General features: G+C 72.6%; 10 protein-coding genes. 2 read left to right on the forward strand and 8 right to left on the reverse strand.

Annotated features, from left to right (window positions below; genetic code table 11):
- Window positions 1-12: 12 nt before the first annotated feature.
- Window positions 13-2,691, reverse strand: coding sequence for a hypothetical protein (locus tag VLK66_RS27995; RefSeq protein ID WP_325312820.1), 2,679 nt, complete (start codon window positions 2,689-2,691; stop codon window positions 13-15).
- 199 nt (window positions 2,692-2,890) lie between these two features.
- Window positions 2,891-3,124, reverse strand: coding sequence for a pinensin family lanthipeptide (locus VLK66_RS28000; RefSeq protein ID WP_325312821.1), 234 nt, complete (start codon window positions 3,122-3,124; stop codon window positions 2,891-2,893).
- Window positions 3,125-3,373: 249 nt separating this feature from the next.
- Between VLK66_RS28000 and VLK66_RS28005 the strand changes: the two genes are divergently transcribed.
- Entirely contained in the window at window positions 3,374-4,144 is a 771-nt protein-coding gene (locus VLK66_RS28005) for a hypothetical protein (protein WP_325312822.1), read from the forward strand.
- 81 nt (window positions 4,145-4,225) lie between these two features.
- Here the strand turns inward: VLK66_RS28005 and VLK66_RS28010 are convergent, their stop codons facing one another.
- Together VLK66_RS28010 and VLK66_RS28015 are read right to left on the reverse strand one after the other, a co-directional pair.
- Window positions 4,226-4,759, reverse strand: coding sequence for a hypothetical protein (locus VLK66_RS28010; protein WP_325312823.1), 534 nt, complete (start codon window positions 4,757-4,759; stop codon window positions 4,226-4,228).
- 198 nt (window positions 4,760-4,957) lie between these two features.
- Window positions 4,958-5,095, reverse strand: coding sequence for a hypothetical protein (locus VLK66_RS28015; protein ID WP_325312824.1), 138 nt, complete (start codon window positions 5,093-5,095; stop codon window positions 4,958-4,960).
- 107 nt (window positions 5,096-5,202) lie between these two features.
- On the opposite strand from VLK66_RS28015, the gene VLK66_RS28020 reads away from it, so the two are divergent.
- On the forward strand, window positions 5,203-5,454 hold the full coding sequence (locus tag VLK66_RS28020; RefSeq protein WP_325312825.1) for a hypothetical protein: 252 nt from the start codon (window positions 5,203-5,205) through the stop codon (window positions 5,452-5,454).
- 26 nt (window positions 5,455-5,480) lie between these two features.
- Here VLK66_RS28020 and VLK66_RS28025 read toward each other — a convergent pair whose 3' ends face one another.
- The 4 genes from VLK66_RS28025 to VLK66_RS28040 all read right to left on the reverse strand — a co-directional run.
- On the reverse strand, window positions 5,481-7,268 hold the full coding sequence (locus VLK66_RS28025) for a hypothetical protein (protein WP_325312826.1): 1,788 nt from the start codon (window positions 7,266-7,268) through the stop codon (window positions 5,481-5,483).
- Window positions 7,269-8,275: 1,007 nt separating this feature from the next.
- A complete protein-coding gene (locus VLK66_RS28030; RefSeq protein WP_325312827.1) occupies window positions 8,276-9,655 on the reverse strand; it encodes an MFS transporter in 1,380 nt (459 codons plus the stop codon).
- A 66-nt stretch (window positions 9,656-9,721) separates the two neighbouring features.
- Complete coding sequence (locus tag VLK66_RS28035; RefSeq protein WP_325312828.1) at window positions 9,722-12,763, reverse strand: type I polyketide synthase; 3,042 nt, start codon at window positions 12,761-12,763, stop codon at window positions 9,722-9,724.
- A 41-nt stretch (window positions 12,764-12,804) separates the two neighbouring features.
- The coding region (locus VLK66_RS28040) for an amino acid adenylation domain-containing protein (protein ID WP_325312829.1) at window positions 12,805-15,061 on the reverse strand (2,257 nt) is incomplete at its 5' end.

Consider the following 15,061-nt stretch of genomic DNA (forward strand, 5'->3'; position numbering starts at 1 on the left):
AACACTCTTTCTTCAGAAGATTTCAAGCAGGAGGATGACGATGAAGATGATGAGGAGGGCGACGAGAAGCGCCCCGCCGAAGTACCACGCCAGGGCGATGCGGAGGATGCGGGCGACGTCGCGCGGGCGGCTGCCGACGCGCATCGCCTCCCACCGCGCGAGGACGTTGCTCAGCGCCAACGGGCGATGCGTCCGCTGCGCCAGCGCCTCGGGAAGGAGGCCGCGGACCACCGGCCGGAACGCCGGCGCACGCACCGTCGCCAGCCAGGGAACGAGCCCGCCGCCGTACCATCCCGGCGCCGATGGCGGCGCCGGAAGCGCCGCCGCGTCCCACGGCCGCGGTGCGGTGTCCGCGCGGCGCCGCTCGTCGCGGATGCGGGCGATCTCGTCCGCGATCGCCCCGTCCAGCGTCTCCGCGAACGCCACCGCCGCGCGCAGGGCGATGCGCTGCGCCGCGGGCGCAGACGCGTCCTGCATCCAGCGCAGCATCGCCCGCTCGACGGGCGTGGTCTCGCGCGAGCCCTCTGTCCACGCCGCGTACGTCCGCCCGCCGACCTCCACCTCCGCGTCGCCGCCCTTCATTCCCTCCCGCTCCGCCCGGTAGACGTCGGCCAGCGCCAGCGCGATCCGCTCCCGCTCGCGCCCGGTGAGATCGCCCGCCAGCGCCCGCACCATCGGCTCCACGTGGCCGAAGCGCGTCCGCACCTGCCGCGCCACCGCGTGCACGGCCGCGCTCCGCACCCGCGGATGCCGCTCCGTGGCCAGGATCTGCCTCAGCCGCGCGAACCCGTCCTCCGCGCGCACCGGGCTCCCCTCGCCGTACGGCAGCTCGCCGTACGTGTACGCCAGCACCATCAGCAGCGCCTCCCGCTCCCCCGCCCTGCCGGCGCCGGGCGTCCACCGCGAGACCTCGAGATGCCACTCGTCCAGCGTCGCCCCGACGTCGTCGGGAAGGGTGGGCGATGCCTGCGCCAGGCTCGCTCCGATCGCGAACGCGAGATCGGAGCGGCGCGCCAGCCCGCGGAGCGTGGGCCGCAGCTGCGCGACGTGCAGCCGCACCATCTTCGGCAGCGTGTACCGCGCGAAGCGCTCGCGCACGATCCGGTTGCGGTCGCCGGCCAGCTCCTTCATCAGCGTGACCAGGTCCGGCTTCAGCCCGCCCGGCGGGTCGTACTCCGACGCGAAACCCAGCGCCAGCGCCACGGTGGCGCGGATCTGCGCGTGCGCGCCGCCGCTCTTCCGCTCGTCGCGCCCGGCCAGCAGCGACTCCACGATCCCGCGGATGCGCGCATCCCGCTGCCAGCGCTTCAGCAGCGCGAAGAACCGCGCCTCCGCCTCGCCGCCCCGAAGCCGCCACCCCGCCACCGCCGCGGCGGCCACCCCCTGCACGTCTGCGTCGGCATCGCTGGCCAGCTCGAGCAGCGCGGGCTCCACCCCGGCGGGCGACAGGAGCCCCAGCTCGCCCAGCGCCCCGGTGACCGCGCGCCGCACCCGCAGCCGTTCCCCCGGCGAGCCGTACAGCTCCCGGTCGCCCCCGCGCCCTTCCGCCGAGTCGGCGGCCAGGCGGGTGAGCACGTCCAGCGCGCCCAGCATCTGCCGGCGGTGCCCGTCCCATCCGGCGCGCAGGATGAACGCGCGCTGATCGGGCCACCGCGGCTCCCATCGAATCCCCCCGTCCGCCGTCTCCACCCGCGCGAAGAAGTCCTCCAGGCGCGCCACGTCGGCGTAGTCGAACGAGCGCTGGCGCGGGTCGCGGCGCTCGCGGATGTCCGCGACCCACCGCTCCATCGCCGCGAAGAACTGGTCGTCCGGAAGCCCCTCGAAGAACGCCATGCCGAGCGCCAGCAGCCGTTCGTCGTCGGACCGCGGGGGCGTGTTGAACCACCTCCGGATGGGAACCGCGGGACTGGTGATGGCATCGGCCAGCGACTCGATCCCCTCGCGTTCCAGCCCCCCGCTCCGCGCCCGCTGCAGCAGCCGCCGGCCGAACTCCTCCACGTTCGGCGGCGTCCGCAGCCGCTCTGCGATCTCGCGCAGCGCCAGCCCGCACAGCGTCGAGTCTCCGGGCTCGTACGCCTCCTCGTAAGCGCCGTCGCCCAGCGCCCCGCGGATGTCGCCCAACTCGTGCAGAAGGACGGTGAGGAGCGTGTCGGAGTCGAAGAGCCGGTCGGGCGCGATCTCGTGCCAGAAGGCGTCCTGTCCAGGCGTCAGGTTCCACTCGCGGTGCCGGCGGTCGGTCGTGGCGATCACCCACTGGCGCGCCCGTGCGGCGTCGGAGCGCAGGCGCGGGAGATTCCAGTCCACCTGCTGCGGGAGGATGCCGGAGAGGAGCACCACCGCGCTCTCCTTGCGCCGCATCCCGCGCAGCAGCGCGTCCAGCCCGCCCTCCCCCGCCCACTCCAGCACCGGCACCTGCTCGCGCGACGCCAGATCCACCGCCACGTGGCGCGCCACCCGCGCCTTGTCTTCGTACGCGCCGGCCAGCACCAGCAGCCGCTGGTCGGCGAGCTGCCGCACCAGATCGCCCACGGCGCGCGGCGCCGCCTCGCCGCGGACCGCGTCCGCGTCCAGCCGGACGAACTCCTCGGCGGCCATCTGCACGTACAGGTCACGCCCGGCGACCTGCGTCACGTTCGCGCCACCCTCCACCCACACGTCCACGCCGGCCGCGTACTCGTCATCACTCGTCATCGCCAGCGCATGGAGCGGGAGAGGGAGATGGAAAGCGATTCATCGCCAACCGGTTCGCCAGTTGGAAGGACGCGAGCGGCGGTTTTCCATCTCCCTCCACGACCGAGCCCCCGCTCCGCGGAAGGCGGAACGGGGGCTCGGAACCAGTCAGCATGCGAATCGTCGACGCGCACTCCGCGCCACCGCGGGGACGGCTCGGCTACGCCCAGTCTCCCGTGACGGGGACCGTCGGGCCGCACGAGCAGGTCTCGATGGGCTCGCAGGTGCACGGGCCCTGGGTGGCCATGCAGTCGCTGTCCGCCGCGGCGATCGGAGCCACGAGCTGCGCGGCCGCATCCAGGTTGGCGCGCACGGTCCCGATCGCGCCGCCGCGGGCACCGGTCACGAACGACTGCACCTCCAGCGTCTCCAGCTTCAGCTGCAACTTGCGCACGGGCTCCTCCGGGAGAGGGGGATAAGAGAGGGATACGGATAATGTCGATATCTTCGCCCCCGAGCGGAAGCGCCACGCGGGCGATGCGGGCGCGGACAGCACCCGAACCGCCAATCTGGAGGTGTTCGATCCCGTCCGCGTGAGCGAGGAGATTCGTCCACGGAGCACTCATTCGGCCACCAGCGGCACACATCCGTGCAACCGGGCGTACAACGGCGAGTGTACCGAACAAACGCCGAATATCGCCCGATGACCTTCATCCCCCCGCAACTGCTCACCTCGGCCAAGTCTCCGCCCGCCGGCGAAGGCTGGCTGAACGAGGTGAAGTACGACGGCTATCGCCTCCTCGCCCGCATCGCGGTTGGGCGCGTGCGGCTGTACACGCGACAGGGGAACGACTGGACCGCGCGCCTGCCGGCCATCGCCGCGGCCGTGGCGGAGCTGGGGCTGGAGCGCGGCTACCTGGACGGCGAGCTCGTCGCCGTCGGCGCGGACGGCCTCCCCGACTTCGACCTCCTGCACCGCGCGATGCGCGGCGGCCGCCGTGCCCCGCCGCTCATCTACCACGTGTTCGACGTGCTGCAGCTCGGCGGCCGCGATCTCTTCGCGTCACCCCTGCGCACGCGCAAGGAGATCGCCGCCGGGCTGCTCGCGGGGCGCGGGGGCCCGATCCGCTACGTGGAGCACGTGGCGGACACCGGCGCCGAGCTCTGGGCCGAGGCGCGCGCGCTGGGCATCGAGGGGATCGTCTGCAAGCGCGCCGGCAGCGGCTACCGCCCCGGCGTGCGCGGGCGCGAGTGGCTGAAGGTGAAGTGCTTTCACCGCTACCGCCTCACCATCGCCGCGGTCCGCGCGGACGGCGTGGCCGTGGTCGATCGCGATGGCACCGCCGCCGGAACCGTCCCCGTCTACTCGCGCCGCGTCACCGCCACGCTCGCCCCCGGCGTGGAGGTCGAAGTCCAGGCGCTCGCCTGGCGCCCCGGCCGCAAGCTCCGCCACGCCCGCCTGCTCCTCGACTAGTGGTCAGCGGACGCACGAAGCCCCGCCTGCGAGTACCGCCGGCGGGGCTTGAGGGAGATGCGGATTCGTCGCTCGCGCGGATCAGGATGGAGGCGGTGGCGGCGCGAGGACCGGCGCCCGCGCCGACGGATCGTATCCGAACGGCCGCACCGCCCACTCCCATCGCTCGCGCGGCGCGGACGATCCCCACGCCGCGCCGATCGCGCCGCCGACCACCGCTCCGCCCCCGCCGAACAAAGCGATGCGGCCGCCGGCGCTCCCCTCGCCCGGGATCAGCAGCCCGGCGATCGCGCCCAAGCCGCCCCCGACGAACGCCAGGAGTCCCGCGCGGCTGGCCGCGCTCCCACCCGCCGTCCGCCCGCGCGAGATCTCGAGCAGCTGGATGCTGTGCAGCGGAAACGACTGCTCCGTCCCCGTCGCCTCGTCGCGCACCACCAGCTGCGCGGTGTCGAACCGCGTCACCTGGCCCGTCACCTTGTCCGGCCGGACCGGCGGCGCGGTCACCCGCACCCGCGCGTCCAGCAGCTGGCGCGTCTGCGCCCCAGCCACTGCCGGAAGCGACACCATCGCCAGCGCGAGCAGGAAAGCAGCGAGTATCCCACGCAGCACGTTCATCCCTCGTCCGATCGCGGGTTCCATGCGCCTGAGAAGGAGCGGACGCGGGGCGTGCAAGACACACGCCCTCCGGATGGCAGAAACGACGAAGCGCCCGTCGCGGATGACCGCGCGGGCGCTTCGTCTGGATGGGCCGGGGAGGACTCGACCCGGCTGCCTTGCCGCGTCCGCCGTCGTTCTGCGGGCTGCAGCGGTGGCTCAGCCGCAGGCGAGGGGGCAGCTGAGGATGCAGGAGCGGTCGTAGGTCGGCGGCACCTCCGCCATCCGGGCCTCGGCAGCGCAGGTGCCGAACGACTCCACGCGCAGGCTGTCCAGGTCCAGGCGAAGCGTCTTCATGGGAGGATCCTTTGAGTGAGAGTTCCGAAACGGCGAAGCGGAGCTCCCAGTTTACGCAACAACTTGCGTTTCGTCCATCCTCATGGCGGGCGCCGCAGTTCGACCTCGTGCTGGTGCTGGCGCACCAGACGGGCACCGGATCGGCCATGCGCCAGCTCCGCTGGTCAGACATCGACCTCGATGGCGGGACGGTTCACGGGTCGGCCGAGCTGGACAAGGTCGGGATGGAGCACACCACGCTTCTGACCGACGAGGCCGGCGCGGCGCTCTGGGCCGAACAGAGGCCCCGGCCGGGGATCGGGAACGCACTCGCTCCGCCGGCGGGTCCACCGGCGAATCCGGAAAAACACCTCTTGTGATGGATGCCAGACGTTCTCGCGCAGCGTTATGGAGGTGCTTCGGGGACGTGAGTCTGGGTCGGGAACAGCTCCGCGGGCGCGATCGACGGCGTGAGCGCCCACGGCGACGACGGCACGCTCATCGTCCCGCGCGCGACGAGATCGTCGATGCGGATCGAGCGCGAGGCGAGGCGTCCGAAGGCTTCGAACACCGCGGGAGGCACCGCGGCCGGCGACGTCCCTTCCCGCAGCCGACTGAGCATCAGGGAGAACAGGCCGCGGAGCTGTGCGTCGAGGTACGCGACGATCAGCAGCGGCACGCCTGCGATCACGACGGTCCAACCGGGCACGATGATGGTGAAGATCGCTCCGATGATGATGAGCGCGATCAGTCCTCCTCCCATCTTCACGCCGACGTCGAGCGCCCGGACGGTGGTCAGCCGCAGCGAGGTGACGTGGGCGAGGTCATCCAAATCGGCGGCGAGCACCAGCGTGAAATTCGCCCGCAGGTCGAGCAGCGCGCTCGGCGACGTGAACGCGCCGCTGATCAGAATCTCCTTCGTGCCGTCCGCCGTGCGCGCAATGCAGAGCGAGAGCTTGCCGGTGAGGCTGAAGATGCCGACCTGCAGCGTGACGCCGCTCCAGTCGCAGCACACGCCGCGGCCGTCGCTCACCGGCGTCGAGACGGTGGAGAAGGAGAAGACCGGGAGTTTCTCGATCAGGCAGCAGAGCAGATCGCGCAGAAACTCGTTGCTGATGTCGACCTGCACGTCGAGCGGACCGCTTGGGGTGAAGAACGGAAAGAGCGGATCGCCCACCGGCGCGCTGCGCGCGAACGCGATCTGCAGGTAGTGACCCGGAACCGAGCCGTCGTAGACGAGCTGCGCGTTCGCATGCGTCGGCAGCAGCGCGACCTCGCATGACGATCCCGCGGCCGCCGGCGGAAACACCACTTTGCCGGTGCGGCCGGCGAGCGCGAGGAAGCCGCTGCGCAGCGCTTCCCCGATCGCGGCGCGCACGCTCTCCGCGAGGCGGTTCGCAATCGCGGTGACGTCGATCACCGGCTGTGCGATCGAGAGCCCTCCCAGGAGCTGGCGCACGACGGCCTCGATGTCGCGCGTGAGCGTGCGCGCGAGCTCGGCCGCCGGGACGAGGTCGGGAGCAACGGTCCCGACGAGCGGCTCTCCTCCCTGCTGGATCATCACGCCGAAGCCGCTCGCCGCATCGACTTCGCTGCGCGCATCGAGCGCGAGAAAGACGTTCACCGATGCCGGCCGGCGTGCGGAGGTGAGCTCGATGGGGATCGGTACGACCGCGGGCAGCGGGATGCCGAGGTTGCCGGCATCGACCGGCATGGCGAGCGTGGCGACGGTGGCGGGCAGCGAGATCGACTCGGTGTGCATCGGCGACGTCACCGTGCCGGTGAGGTCACTCAAACCGATCGTCGCGGCGCCGGTCGGCAGCGAGATCGTGCCGGCCGTCGCGTCGGCGGGAATCGTCAGGGTGCTCTCCACCGGCATCGCCGTGAGCGTCGCGGTCGACGTCGGAATGCTCAGCCGCACGTCGCCGAGCGTCAGCCGCAGCGTTCCGGCCTGCACACTCGCGGTGACCAGCACCTCGCCGCGCGCCTCGACGAACGCCATCACCTGAAAGACGCCGCCCAGCGAGCTGCGCTCGACCGGCACGAAGCGCGTCACGCGCATCGACGCGTTCGTCATTCCCGGGATCGAGAGCGGCAGCCATCCCTGCAGATGCGCGACCGCCGGCTGCAACACGCGCCAGATACCGTCGAGAAGAGACCGCCCGCCGATGCTCACCGCCGAGTCGAATGCCATGGATCTCCCTTCCGGCAGGATAACAAGATCCTCAACGTCGAGAAGGCACGTTTCGACAAGATGCTTTCCTCTGAGGGGTCGGGGAAGTCTCTCCCTCGACACTCCCCAAAAGAGCAGTCCGAAATCACGAACAGGGGAGAGCCATGCCTGCTGGGGAACGCCGCCAGATCGATGTCGCCCTCGTCGTCGCGCTTGAGCGTGGATGGAGTTCCCCGACGCGTGCTCTCGCCCGAGGTGACGCTGCGCGACCTGCTCTCGCACCGCAAGGGGGCTGGAAGCGGCGAACTCCATGATGCACTTCACCGGCTACGGCCGCCCCGAATCCTGCGGCGCGTCCGCTGGATGCAACTGGGATGAATGGCGCCCGCGACCCAAGGTGGTCTGCTGCCGGGAGACTGATTCGCCAGACGGCAAAGGCCCCGCAACGTAAACCGTTGCGGGGCCTTGCTTTACTGATGGGCTTGGGAGGACTCGAACCTCCGACCTCACGCTTATCATACCGGATTCGGAGATCGATCGTGCAATCCGGAAGCGCACGTGCGACCTTGCCTATAGATCCTTCGGCCTGCAATCGCTCGTGCAGGGGCAACGACGGTGTGGTCGGCCTCAGGATGACGTCTCTCTCTGTGCGATTGTAATGCACAGATAATAGCCAGATCCGGTATCAGTCGGCGCGATCCCGTGTTCGCTTGTGACCACCACGCGAAAATGCGCGCAGCAGCAACGAATTTGTGACCCGCCGTAATCCTCCGTGCCAGCGCATCCGCCGGAAATCGTTCAAGAAATCGTCCAACGCGACATGAGCCGGTGGTTTCTCGACCACGGGCGGGCTGACGAGCGCGGACGCAGGAAGAAGCGGAGGACGAGGGTAACGGCGGGGCACCCACCCGGCCGGCCCCTCCCCCCAACTCGATTCACCTCACCCAGGACGGTGAACCGGCGATAGCCGAACGAGCCACCGCGCTTCGCTCCGGGGGACGCTGCAAATTCCCGATCGCGGACCACTCCTAGGCCGGCACCGGCGCCGGCTCGCCGGCGGGCGCATCGTCGGGCGCGGGCGCGGCGGCGGACGCGGCGGGCTTGACGACCGGCGGGATCGAGTCCGCGGTGCGGAAGTGCGGGAGAAGGGCGGCCCAGGCCGTCGCCGAGAGCACGAAAACGCCCACCGTGCCCAGCAGCAGCCCGAGGCCCCGCGTGGGCCCGGTGCCCATCACCGCGCCCAGGCTGCCGGCCAGCGGCCCGCCCGGCACCAGCAGCGGCTTGAACACCCGGTCCGCCAGCACCCCCGCCGTCAGGTACGCGATCGGCTCGGTCGACCACACCAGCACCTGGAGCACCGCGTAGGTGCGTCCCTGCACCTCCTGGGGGATGCGCGGCATCCACAGCGCCATCAGGCTGCCGTTCATCACCGGGATGCCCAGCGTGATCCCGAAGATGCCGGCGGCCACCAGCGGCACCCAGGGAAGCGCGCCCATCACCATCAGGCACACGCCCAGCAGCACGCCGTAGCCGAGGATGGCCGCCACCTTCCGCTTCGGCCCGCCCCAGAGCGTCATCGCCAGGCTCCCCGCCAGCATGCCGCCCCCCATCGCCGAGCCCACGATGCCCAGCGACCGCGCGCCCGCGAAGCCCAGCACCAGCGGCGCGTGCAGCACCCACACGTATCCCAGCCCCAGGTTCACCAGCGCGAAGAAGAGCAGGTGCGCCCGCAGCGCCGGCTGCGAGCCCACGTAGCGCCAGCCGTCCGCGGCGTCCTGGAGCACCCCCCGCTTCGCCCCTTCCGCCTCGGCGCGGCGCGGGACGGGCGGGAAGCGGACGGCGAAGAGGGTGGCCACCGCCACCCCGAAGGTGGCGAAGTCGATCAGCATCACCCGCCCCAGCCCGATGGTGGTCACCAGCACGCCGCCCAGCGCCGGGGCCGCGATCCCCGCCAGGCCGCGCGCGAAGTTCATCATCCCGCTGGCCCGCCCCAGGTGCTCCCGGGGGACGAGCTGCGCGGTGCTGGCCAGCCACGCCGGCCCCTGGAAGGCGCGGCAGGTGGAGGCGACGGAGACGGCCAGCAGGATGTGCCAGAGCTCCAGCTGCCCCGCGAAGAGCAGCACCGCCATGAACAGCGTGCTGAGCGCGGCGCCGGCGTCGGCCAGCACCATGGTGCGCCGGCGGTCCCAGCGGTCCGCCAGCGCGCCGGCCACCGGCGACACCAGGATGCCGGGAACCACCGTGCACAGCAGGATCATGGCGAACGGCGTCGCCGACCCGGTCTTCTGGTAGATCCACACGCCCACGCCGAAGTCGGTGAGCGCCGTGCCGATCAGCGACACCATCTGGCCGAACCACACGGCGGTGTAGGTGCGCATCCCGGGGGAGAGGAAGTGGGGGAGCTTCATCGGTCTCGCGGTGGTTGGGTTTCGGCCGGGGCGGACTGTCCGCCCCGGCACTGGTGCGGACGGCGGTCAGGCCGGCTGCGGCTCGGCGGCCGGCTCCGGCCCGGGCCCGGCGGCGGACGCGGCCTCGCCGCCCGGGTCCATGCCGCGGGCCACGAGCTGGGCCACCTCGGCCGCGGTGCGGATCTCCCAGATGGCGCGCAGCGGCACCTCCACGCCGAAGCGGTCGCGGATGCGCCCGGCCAGCTGCACGGCCAGCAGCGAGTCGCCGCCCAGGTGGAAGAAGTTGTGGTAGATGCCCAGCTTCTCCAGGCCGAACAGCTCCTGGAAGATCTCCACCACCCCCGCCTCGGTCTCGTTGCGCGGCGGCGTGTACTCGGGGGTGAAGTGGTGCGCGCCGTGCGGCACGAACTCGTGCGCGTCCAGCGTGCCGCTGTCGCGGCGGCCCAGCCAGTAGCGGCCGTGGTCCCACGGGTAGGTCGGCAGGCGCAGGCGCTGCCGGCGGATGCCTTCGTACACGCGCGGCCAGTCGGGCTCGATCCCCTCGTGCCACAGGGCGGCGGCGGTGGCCGACAGCGTCTCCTCCTCTCCCGCCTCGTCCTTCACGTGCGGCAGCGAGTGCAGCACCAGCATCCTCGGCTCGCGGGCGGGGTGCCGGCGGGCGAGCGTGGCCAGGCCGCGGCCGGGGCCCACCTCCAGCAGCACGCGGTCGGGCTCGTCCAGCAGCGTGCGCAGGTTGTCGTCCCAGCGCACGGCGCCGCGCAGGTGGTCCGCCCAGTAGCGCGGGCTGGTGGCCTGCGCGTCGCTGATCCACCCGCCCGTGAGGTTGCTGACGAAGGGGATCTCCGGCGCGCGCAGGGTGACCTCGCGCGCCACCGCCTCGAAGCGCGCGACGATCGGCTCCATCATCCGCGAATGGAAGGCGTGCGAGGTGTGCAGCCGCTGGTGGTGGACGCCGCGCGCCTCCAGCTCCGCCGCGAACGCCTCCACCGCCTCGCCCGTCCCGCCGACGACGGTGAGCGCCGGGCCGTTGACGGTGCAGAGGTCCAGCTCCGCGGGAAGGACCGCCCGCACCTCGCTCTCCGGGAGCGAGACGGAGAGCATGGCCCCCGCGGGCATCTCCTGCATCAGCGCGCCGCGCGCGGCCACCAGGCGCAGCGCGTCGTCCAGCGACATCACCCCCGCGAGGCAGGCGACCGCGTACTCGCCGATGCTGTGGCCCGCGAAGCCCTCCGGCTCCAGCCCCCAGTGCATCCACAGCCTGGCCAGCGCGTACTCCACCGCGAAGAGCGCGGGCTGGGCCAGCGCCGTCTGCCGCAGCCGCGCCGAGGCTTCCTCCTCCTCCCCGGCCGCGGGGTGGAGGATGCCGCGGAGGTCGAGCCCCAGGTGGGGGCGCAGCAGCTCGCAGCAGCGGTCCAGCTCCTCGCGGAAGACCGGCTCGTGCCGGTAGATCTCGCGCGTCATCCCCGCGAACTGCGCCCCCTGGCCGGGGAAGAGGAAGATGACCGGCGTCATGCGGCGCGGGTCCACGTCCGTCCGCACCCGCGCGGGATCGAGCGAGCGCAGCAGCCGCGACGCCTCGGCGGTGGTGCGGCAGAGGACGCTGCGGCGGTGCTTCTGCGCGCGGCGGCCCACCTGGAGCGTGTAGGCGACGTCCGCCAGGCCGGCGTCCGGGTGCTCCTCCAGCCAGCGCGCCAGGTTCTCCGTCGCGCGCTCCAGGGCGCCGCGGGTGCGGGCGGAGAGGACGAGCAGGCTCCAGGGGCGGCCCGGGGCGGAGGGCTCGCGGGGGGGCGCCTCCTGCAGCACCGCGTGCGCGTTGGTCCCGCCGATGCCGAAGGAGCTGACGCCCGCGCGCCGCGGTCCGCCGTCCCGCACCGTCCACTCCAGCAGCCGGTCCGCCACGAAGAAGGGGCTCCCCTCGATCCCCAGCCGCGGGTTCGGCCGGCGGAAGTGCAGGGTGGGCGGGATCTGCCCGTGCCGCAGCGCCTGCACGGTCTTGATGAAGCCGGTGATCCCCGCCGCGGCGTCCAGGTGCCCCACGCTGGTCTTCACCGCGCCGACGGCGCACCAGGGCCGGCCGTCTTCCGCCGCGCCGAACGCTTCCCTGAGCGCGGTGAACTCGATGGGGTCGCCCAGCGGGGTGCCGGTGCCGTGCGCCTCCACGTAGGTGATGGTGTCGGGGGTGACGCCCGCCACCGCCTGCGCCTCGGTGATGACCTCGGCCTGGCCGTTGACGCCGGGCGCCAGGAAGCTGGCCTTGAACTCGCCGTCGTTGTTCACGGCGGTGGCCAGGATCACCGCCAGGACGTTGTCGCCGTCCTCCAGGGCGCGGTCCAGCCGCTTGAGGACGACGACCCCGACGCCCTCGCCCTCCACCGTCCCTCGCGCGTCGGCGTCGAAGGCGCGGCAGTGGCCGTCGGGGGAGACAATGTGCCCCTCGTCGTAGAGATAGCCGCGGCGGCTGGGGACGCCGATGGAGACGCCGCCCGCCAGCGCCATGTCGCACTCGCCGTTCAGCAGCGCCTGCGTGGCCACGTGCACCGCCACCAGCGAGGTGCTGCACGCGCTCTGGATGTTCATGCTGGGCCCGCGCAGCCGCATGCGGTACGACACGTGGGTGGTCAGGAAGTCGTTCTCCGTGATCGTGCTCAGCTGCCAGCGGTTGACGCCCTCGAAGAGCGAGGGGTCGCGGACGTAGTGGTGCATGAAGTACGACGGCGCGGTGGCGCCCGCGTACACGCCCACGGAGCCCTCGTACTCCGCCGTGTCGTAGCCGGCGGACTCCATCGCCTCCCAGCACGCCTCCAGGAAGAAGCGGATCTGCGGCTCCATCAGCTCCGCGTCGCGCGCGCGGTAGTTGAAGAACGAGGCGTCGAAGCGGTCGGTGCCCTCCACGCAGCCGCGGGCGCGGACGTAGTTGGGGCGGGCGAGCACCTCCTCGCTCACCCCCTCCGCGCGCAGCTCGTCCACGGTGAAGTGGGTGATCCCCTCCACGCCGTCGCGCAGGTTGCGCCAGAAGGCGTCCACGTCGGACGAGCCGGGAAAGCGTCCCGCCATGCCGATGACGGCGACGGCGGTGGGCGGGAACTCCGGTGGATTCGGACTGCTCATCTGCACGACCAGGGAATGGGAACAGGGAATGGCCAGCGGGTTCAGCGGCGTCCGCGGTGCGTGCCCACGGAGGCGCGGCGCAGGCCGGCGCGGCCGGTGCCGCGCTGCTGCGCCACGGTGACGGCGGGGGCCGCGTCCGGGTTCTCCGTGACGAAGGCGGCCTGCGTGGCCACGGTGGTGTGGCGGAACAGGTCCACCAGCGTCACCTCGCGCGCGAAGCGTTCGCGGATGCGGGCGTGCAGCCGCGCCACCAGCAGCGAATGCCCGCCGAGCTCGAAGAAGTTGTCCTCCACCCCCACCCGCTCCACCCCCAGCACCTCCGCCCAGAACCCGGCGATGGTCTTCTGCGCGGGGGTCGTGGGGGGAACGTAGTCGCGCTCGGGGGCGCGCTCGGGCGCGGGGAGGGCCCGGCGGTCCACCTTGCCGCTGACGGTGAGCGGGAGCCGGTCCAGCGTCACGAAGGCGTCGGGGATCATGTAGTCCGGCAGGGTGGCGCCCAGGTGGGCGCGCAGCTCCGCGGCGGGCGGCGCGGCGGCGCCTTCCGCCGCCACGATGTAGGCGACCAGCCGCGCGTCGCGCGCCACCACCACCGCCTCGCGCAGGGCGGGACGGGCCAGCAGCGCCGTCTCGATCTCCCCCGGCTCGATGCGGAAGCCGCGCACCTTCACCTGATGGTCGGTCCGGCCCGCGTGCTCGATGGCGCCGTCCGGCCGCAGGCGCGCCCGGTCGCCGGTGCGGTACAGGCGCGCACCGGGCTCGGGCGAGAACGGGTCGGGGACGAACCGCTCCGCCGTCATCCCCGGCCGCCGCAGGTAGCCGCGCCCCACCTGCACCCCGCCGATGTACAGCTCGCCGGTGACGGCGGGCGGCACCGGCTGCAGGGCCCCGTCCAGCACGTGCAGCCGCGTGTTCGCCACCGCCCGGCCGATCGGCACGGGGCGCGAGGGGTCGTCGCCGCGGCAGGGCCAGCAGGAGACGTCGATGGCCGCCTCCGTGGGCCCGTACAGGTTGTGCAGCCCGGCGGACGCGGGAAGCCGGGCCAGGCACCGCTCGGCCAGCTCGCGCGAGAGCGCCTCGCCGCTGCTGAAGACGCGGCGCAGCGCCGCCAGCCGCTCCAGCCCGGGCTGCTCCAGGAACGCGGCCAGCATCGAGGGGACGAAGTGCACCCAGGTGACCGCCTGCGCCTCCATCACCTCTCGCAGGTACCCGGGGTCGCGGTGCCCCTCCGGCCGGGCCACCACCAGCCGCGCGCCCACGACCAGGGGGAGGAAGAACTCCTGCACGGAGACGTCGAAGGAGAACGGCGTCTTCTGCAGGAACACGTCGTCCGCCCCGATGCCGTACTCCCGCCGCATCCAGTGCAGCCGGTTGACCACCCCGCGGTGCGCGTTCATGGCGCCCTTGGGGCGGCCGGTGCTGCCGGAGGTGTAGATGATGTACATCAGTCCGTCGAGATCCGCCTCCCCGTCCAGGTTCTCCGGCGATTCACGGTCCAGCGGCTCGCGGTCGATCCACAGCACCGGCGCGTCGCCGTCCGCCGCGTGCGCCAGCTCCGCCGAGGAGACGACCAGCGACACGCCGGCGTCCTGGCGCAGGTACGCCAGCCGCCCGGGGGGATCGGCGGGGTCCAGCGGGACGTACGCGCCCCCGGCCTTGACAATGGCCAGCAGGGCGGCCACCAGCTCCGCGGAGCGGTGCAGGCACACCCCCACCCGCCGCTCCGGCCCCACGCCCAGCGCGCGCAGCCGCCGGGCGAGGCGGTTGGCGCGGGCGTTCAGCTCCGCGTACGAGAGCACGGTCCCGCCGGAGACGACGGCGACGGCGTCGGGCGTGCGGGCTACCTGCGCCTCGAACAGGCGGTGCGCGGGGAGCGCCGGCACCTCCAGCGGCGGGCCGGCGGCCTCCGCGACCAGGCGGGCCCGCTCGTCTTCCGACAGCAGCGGCAGGCGCGAGAGGCGCTTGTCTGGATCCGCCGCGGCGGCGTCCAGCAGGGTGAGCAGGTGGCCCGCCACCCGCTCCATCGTCGCCGCGTTCCAGAGGTCGGTGGGGTACCGGAGCACGGCGTCCAGCCCCCGCTCGTCCTCTTCCATGTACAGCGCCAGGTATCCCTCCCCCGCGCCCACCTCCGCGCCTGCGGGCTCCGCGCGCAGGCCGGGTAGCTCCGGGCCGGCGCCGGACGCGTTCTGCAGCGCGATCATCGCCTGGAAGACGGGGGGATGGCTCAGGCTGCGCTCCACCTTCAGCTCGTCCACCAGCTGGTCGAATGGCACCTCCTGGTGCGCGTACGCCTCCACCGTC

The organism is Longimicrobium sp. (assembly GCF_035474595.1).
Taxonomy (GTDB): Bacteria; Gemmatimonadota; Gemmatimonadetes; order Longimicrobiales; family Longimicrobiaceae; genus Longimicrobium.

What these genes read in the sequence shown, in the direction of transcription:
- VLK66_RS28015 (WP_325312824.1), bottom strand. Translation starts at nt 5,095, where the DNA reads ATGAAGACGCTTCGCCTGGACCTGGACAGCCTGCGCGTGGAGTCGTTC.
- VLK66_RS27995 (WP_325312820.1), bottom strand. Translation starts at nt 2,691, where the DNA reads ATGACGAGTGATGACGAGTACGCGGCCGGCGTGGACGTGTGGGTGGAG.
- VLK66_RS28010 (WP_325312823.1), bottom strand. Translation starts at nt 4,759, where the DNA reads ATGAACGTGCTGCGTGGGATACTCGCTGCTTTCCTGCTCGCGCTGGCG.
- VLK66_RS28030 (WP_325312827.1), bottom strand. Translation starts at nt 9,655, where the DNA reads ATGAAGCTCCCCCACTTCCTCTCCCCCGGGATGCGCACCTACACCGCC.
- VLK66_RS28025 (WP_325312826.1), bottom strand. Translation starts at nt 7,268, where the DNA reads ATGGCATTCGACTCGGCGGTGAGCATCGGCGGGCGGTCTCTTCTCGAC.
- VLK66_RS28005 (WP_325312822.1), top strand. Translation starts at nt 3,374, where the DNA reads ATGACCTTCATCCCCCCGCAACTGCTCACCTCGGCCAAGTCTCCGCCC.
- VLK66_RS28035 (WP_325312828.1), bottom strand. Translation starts at nt 12,763, where the DNA reads ATGAGCAGTCCGAATCCACCGGAGTTCCCGCCCACCGCCGTCGCCGTC.